The organism is Mesorhizobium sp. M4B.F.Ca.ET.089.01.1.1, from assembly GCF_004022605.1.
Lineage (GTDB): Bacteria > Pseudomonadota > Alphaproteobacteria > Rhizobiales > Rhizobiaceae > Mesorhizobium > Mesorhizobium abyssinicae.
Window position 1 is genome coordinate 1 of the sequence record NZ_RZOS01000386.1, and the last position, 5585, is coordinate 5585.

Consider the following 5585-nt stretch of genomic DNA (forward strand, 5'->3'; position numbering starts at 1 on the left):
CTCTCGACCGAGCGTCACGCTGGACAGCAGTGGCGTGGTGGTCACCAGCCGCGGGTCGAACAGGCCCGCCGCTTCCATGGCGGCGCGATAGCCGGCCAGGCGCCGCTGCGAGCGCGGGTCCATGCGGGCGCCGATGAAGCCGACCCGCCGGTAGCCCGCCTCGATCAGGTGCTCGGTCGCCGCCCGGCCGCCGTCGAAATGCGAAAACCCGACCAGCATGTCGACCGGATCGGGACCGGTCTCCATGACCTGAACCACCGGGCAGCCGGCCGTCTCCAGCAGGCGGCGCGAGGTTGGCGTCTGGTCAATGCCGGCCACGATCAAAGCCGCCGGACGTTGCGGCGCGAACACCTGCAGGAGGCGCTCCTCTTCGAGGCCGGAATAATGGGTGTTGCCGAGCTGGATCCGGAAGGGACTGTCCGACAGGCTGTCATAGATGCCGCGCACGACCTCGGCGAAGACGTTGTTGGTGAGCGACGGCACCAGTACGCCGAACACCTCGGCGCGGGCCGAGGCCAGCGCCCTTGCGTTCGGATCGGGAACGTAGCCGAGCTCGTCGACGGCGGCCTGGATTTGGCGGCGCAGCTCTTCCGAAACCCGCCCCGGTTCGCGCAGCGCCCGCGATACGGTGATCGCGCCGACGCCGGCCTTGCGCGCCACGTCGGCGATGGTCGGGCGGCCGCCGCCGCGGCGCGAGCGCGGCTTGATCACCGCCCTGCCCTCGATGCCCCGCCATCATCCAGGCTGGGCCGCGAAACGATGGTCTTTGTCGGTATCGCCATGCCAATCCCTCGCCGCGCCATTCTGGCGTCGCGCAGCATGCCGCCCTTGTCAAGCAGGCGGGACCTCGCGGCCCGCCGTCAGGCCATCGCCATGGCGCTGCGCCGCGCCTTCCACATCAGCAGGAGGATGGCCGCCAGATTCACCAGGTTCCAGGCGATGCCGTTGAGGAAGGCGGCGGCATAGGAGCCGGTGAGGTCATAGATCCAGCCCGACATCCAGCCGCCGACCGCCATGCCGAAGATGGTCGCCATCATGACGATGCCGACGCGCTGGCCGGCCTCCCTTGCCGGCATGTAGTCGCGTATGATGATCGCATAGCAGGGCACGATGCCGCCTTGCGACAGGCCGAAGACCAGCGACACGACATAGAGCGAGGCAAGCCCGTCGAAGGGGATGTAGAACAGCAGCGACAGGCATTGCAGCACCGAGCCGATCAGCAGCGTCCTCACCGCGCCGATGCGATCGGCAAGGAAGCCCGAGCCGATGCGGCTGGCGACGCCCGCCGCCAGCATGATCGACAGCATGTCGGCGCCATGCGCCATGCCGTAACCGAGGTCCATGCAGTAGGCGACGATGTGCACCTGCGGCATCGACATCGCCATGCAGCAGCCGAAGCCGGCGACGACCAGCAGAAGCTGCAGCGCCGACGGCGAAAGCGAGATCGGCCGCACCGGACGGCCGCCGGAAGTGCCGGCCATCGCTTCATGCGGAGCGCCGCGCCGCAGCATCAGCACCAGCGGCACCATTGTGAGCAGGCAGACGACGCCGATCGCCGCATAGGTGAAGCGCCAGCCTTCCGCCCTCATGATCGTCGGCATGACGAAGGGCCAGACCGCCCCGGCGAGGTAATTGCCCGATGCCGCCACCGTCACCGCGACGCCGCGGCGCCGGTTGAACCAATGCGAGATGTCGGCGATCAGCGGACCGAAGATCGCCGCCGTGCCGACGCCGATCAGAAGCCCCTGGACCAGGGTGAAGCCAAGGATCGAACTGGTGAGCGAGGCGAGCAGGAAACCGGCGCCGAGCGCCGTCGCGGAAACCAGCGCCGGGATCCAGTAGCCCACCCGGTCGATGGCGCGGCCGACCAGCACATTGCCGGCGGCAAAGCCGACCATGGTCGCGGTATAAGGCATCGAGGCCGCGGCGCGATCGACGCCGAACTCCGCCTGCACCGCCGGCAGCACCACGACCACCGCCCACATGCCGACACCGCCGATCGTCGCCAGAACCACCGAGATGGCGAGCCGGATCCAGGCATAGGCGCTGTCGATGCCTGGGCTCTGGGCGCTGCTGGAGAAGGTGGTGGCCAAGGCGTTTCCTGTCCGCGGTGTTCTTTGGATCGAGCGGTTCGGCTCCACTATTCGGCGCATCGGCGGGCATCGAGCAGCGCCACGACAGGCAAATCCGTCGCTCCAGAAGCAAGGGTCCGGCGGGAACAGACATCTCCGCGTTGAGTTTCCGTTATGAAAGGAGTGCTGCCATGACCGCGAAACGAAAATGGTCGGCCGAAGTGACCGGGCACAGCAACGCGATGGATCTCGAGGAGCATGTCTTCGAATCCGACGATGCCAGGAAGATCGCCGCCTCGCTCAAGCGATCGGCCGAGCACAGCGACCGGCGCAAGGCCGAGCCGTTCCAGTCCGCCATGTCGATGCTGAACTTCTACATCAACCGTGCCGGCAGCAACCTGCCGGCGGAACGCAAGCGAGTGCTGGAGAAGGCCAAGGACGAGCTGCGCGCCGCTTTCGGCCGCGAGCAAGACGATTGATTTCGCTCGGGTCGCGTCGTCTATCTCGATTTGATGACGTCGTCGGTGTTGGCGAGCAGCTTGCGCACCGCGGCGCGCGCCGCGTCCGGCCGCTGCAGCCGGATGTTCTTCTCGATCGCCTCATGCAGCTTCTGCGCATGCTGCAGGTCGTCGACCTCTCGCGTCGTGTAGCTGAACAGATGGTCGAACGCGGATTCGATCAGCACGCCGAGCGGCACCAGCAAGTCGTTGCCCGATGCCCTGAGAATGGCGAGGTGGAAGCGCGTGTCGGCGCGCGTCCGCTCCTGCAGCGTCGGCGCCTCGCCCATCTCGCGGCAGGCCTGGCTGATCTCGGCCATCTGTTCTTCGGTACGCCGCATCGCGGCGAAAGCCGTCGCCTCCGGCTCGATGATATGGCGGAATTCCTGCACCGTCTTCAGGAAGACCTCGCGGTCGGGCGAGGTCGCGTACCAGGCAAGCACGTCGCGGTCGAGCAGGTTCCAGCGCTCTTTCGGCTCCACCCAGCTGCCGATCTTCGGGCGCGATGCCAAAAGGCTCTTGGCCATCAGCATCTTGATCGCCTCGCGCACGGCCGAACGGCTGACGTCGAAGGTCTCCGACCATTTGGCCTCGTTGGGCAGGATGGTGCCCGGCGGATAGTCGCCGCGCACAATCCGAAGGCCGATCTCGCTGGCCAGCGAAGCATGCACGCTCGATCCCGGAATGCGCGGCGCATCGGCTCGGCGAATGGCGGCCTGGCGCTCGGCGGACGCCGCCTGCTCCGGTGATTTTTCCTTGTTCGGCTTCCCGTTCCGCATCTGCCCCAGAAAGTCCGGATTTCGGACCCTGTCAAGCACGGCAAGGCTGATGGAGCGCAAAGCCGGCGGCTGTGCACAGATCAGCCACGGCTTTGCGCCCCATCAGGCCGTTTTGACGTATTTGCGCCAGCTGTGCTCCGGACGGAAGCCGAGCAGGTCGCGCGCCTTGCGGTTGGAGAGCAGCGTCTCGTATTCGCCGAGCTCCCCCTTGACCGGCACGTTCGGATAGAACCGCTTCAGGAGTTCCGCTGTCGGCAGGTCGGACGAGGTGTCGTCGTTGGCGGCGTTGAACACCTGATAGCCGAGCCCGTCCTTCTCGATGGCGCGGAGCGTGATCTGGCCAAGGTCGCGGGCGTCGACATAGCTCCAGGCGATCCGCTTGCGGAAGCCCGGATCGGCGAACCATTTCGGGAACAGCGAATACTCATGCGGCTCGATGACGTTGCCGATGCGCAAGGCGTAGATGTCGGTGCCGTTGCGCTGCGCGAAGGCGCGCGCCGTCTTTTCGTTGACGATCTTGGACAGCGCGTAGCTGTCCATTGGATCGACGTCGTACTCCTCGTCGAGCGGGAAATATTTGGGATCGCGCGGCTCGTTGGCGAAGACCAGGCCGTAGGTCGTCTCGCTGGACGCAACCACCACCTTGCGGATGCCGAGTTTCACCGCCGCCTCGATGACATTGTAGGTGCCCATCGCGTTGATACGGAACACCTCGTTGTCGGGCGTGATCATGATGCGCGGGATGGCGGCGAAATGCACAACGGCGTCGACCGGCTGCGGACGCAGCGACGGATCGAACTCGTGCAGGCCCATATAGCTCGACAGCGCATTGAACACCTGGCCGCTGTCGGTGATGTCGGTGATCAACGTGCGCACTTTCGGATTGTCGAGCGGCTTGGTGTCGATGTTGAGCACCTGGCAGCCATGATCGACCAGATACTGCACGACGTGCCGCCCTGCCTTGCCGCTGCCGCCGGTGAACATGATCCGCTTCGTCATTTCGCTCTCCACATCGCTCGATACTGCCGTGTATTGTCAGACAATATTGCATTCCGCAACCATATGCGGCAAGAACAACGGCGAAATTATCGATAATCCCCAGACAGGACGGAACGACATGACCACCACCGCTGCGCGCGAAAAAATCGGCTTCATCGGCCTGGGCCTCATGGGGCACGGCATCGCCAAGAACATCGTCGACAAGGGCTATCCGTTGACCTTTCTCGGTCGCAAGAACCGCAAACCGGCGGAGGACCTGGCTGGCCGCGGCGCCACCGAAGCGGCGACGTCACGCGAGGTGGCGACATCATCCGACATCGTCTTCATCTGCGTCACCGGCTCGCGCGAGGTCGAAGCCATCATTCGCGGCCCCGGCGGCCTGAAGGAAGGCCTGAAGCAAGGCGCCGTGGTCGTCGATTGCTCGACCTCCGACCCGGTCTCGACGGTGGCGCTGGCGGCCGAACTCAAGGCGCTTGGCGTCGACTATGTCGACGCGCCGCTCAGCCGCACGCCGAAGGAGGCCTGGGAAGGCACGCTGGATGCCATGGTCGGCGCGCCCGACCCGGTTTTCAACAGGGTGAAGCCGGTGATCGAGACCTGGGCCGGCCGTATCGTCCATATCGGCGACACCGGCGACGGCCACCGCATGAAATTGCTCAACAATTTCATCTCGCTGGGCTACGCCGCGATCTATTCCGAGGCACTGGCGCTGGCCGAGAAGGTCGGCATCTCGCCGTCGCGCTTCGACAGCGTCATCCGCAACGGCCGCATGGACTGCCCCTTCTATCAGACCTTCATGCGCTGGACGCTGGAGGGCGACCGCGACGCGCATAAATTCTCCATCGCCAACGCTTTCAAGGACCTCACCTATCTGGAGTCCATGGCGGGCGCCGCCGGCATCGCCAATCCCCTCGGCAACGCCACCAAAAACTCCTTCGCCGGCGCCTATGCCGCCGGCCCGGCCGAGCAGTTCGTGCCGATGCTGGCGACCCATATCGGCAAGGTCAACGGCGTCGACCTGATGCCGTCGAAGGATGGCGTGAAGCAAAAGATCTGAGCGCGACCCAGGAAAAGCGGTACCGGTCGTCCGTCCGGCCGCGGTAAAACAAATGCTTAGAGCGGGACGCTGATTCTGCAGCTGAACGGCTTCGGGCCATGGAAGACGGACGTCGCGTCACCGCCGCGACCGCTGGATGACCTCGTCGGTGTTGGCGAGCAGCCTGTGCACGGCGTTCCTG

6 protein-coding genes are annotated in these 5585 nt (G+C 65.5%); 2 read left to right on the forward strand and 4 right to left on the reverse strand.

Annotated features, from left to right (window positions below):
- Positions 1 to 711, reverse strand: a 711-nt coding sequence (locus tag EN780_RS26465) for a LacI family DNA-binding transcriptional regulator (protein WP_133372726.1), incomplete at its 3' end; no start/stop codon positions are given.
- Between the two features lie 149 nt (positions 712 to 860).
- Positions 861 to 2093 (reverse strand): MFS transporter, encoded by a 1233-nt coding sequence (locus EN780_RS26470; protein WP_245500148.1) that lies wholly within the window; start codon positions 2091 to 2093, stop codon positions 861 to 863.
- 170 nt (positions 2094 to 2263) lie between these two features.
- On the opposite strand from EN780_RS26470, the gene EN780_RS26475 reads away from it, so the two are divergent.
- Positions 2264 to 2551, forward strand: a complete 288-nt coding sequence (locus tag EN780_RS26475; RefSeq protein WP_127285462.1) for a DUF3175 domain-containing protein — start codon at positions 2264 to 2266, stop codon at positions 2549 to 2551.
- A gap of 20 nt (positions 2552 to 2571) precedes the next feature.
- On the opposite strand, the gene EN780_RS26480 is transcribed toward EN780_RS26475, so the two are convergent.
- Positions 2572 to 3348 carry a FadR/GntR family transcriptional regulator gene (locus tag EN780_RS26480; RefSeq protein ID WP_126059023.1) on the reverse strand — a complete coding sequence of 259 codons (777 nt, stop codon included), beginning with the start codon at positions 3346 to 3348 and terminating at the stop codon, positions 2572 to 2574.
- A gap of 102 nt (positions 3349 to 3450) precedes the next feature.
- Positions 3451 to 4347 carry an NAD(P)-dependent oxidoreductase gene (locus EN780_RS26485; protein ID WP_128275764.1) on the reverse strand — a complete coding sequence of 299 codons (897 nt, stop codon included), beginning with the start codon at positions 4345 to 4347 and terminating at the stop codon, positions 3451 to 3453.
- 118 nt (positions 4348 to 4465) lie between these two features.
- On the opposite strand from EN780_RS26485, the gene EN780_RS26490 reads away from it, so the two are divergent.
- Positions 4466 to 5404, forward strand: coding sequence for an NAD(P)-dependent oxidoreductase (locus EN780_RS26490; RefSeq protein ID WP_127310860.1), 939 nt, complete (start codon positions 4466 to 4468; stop codon positions 5402 to 5404).
- Positions 5405 to 5585 lie beyond the last annotated feature (181 nt).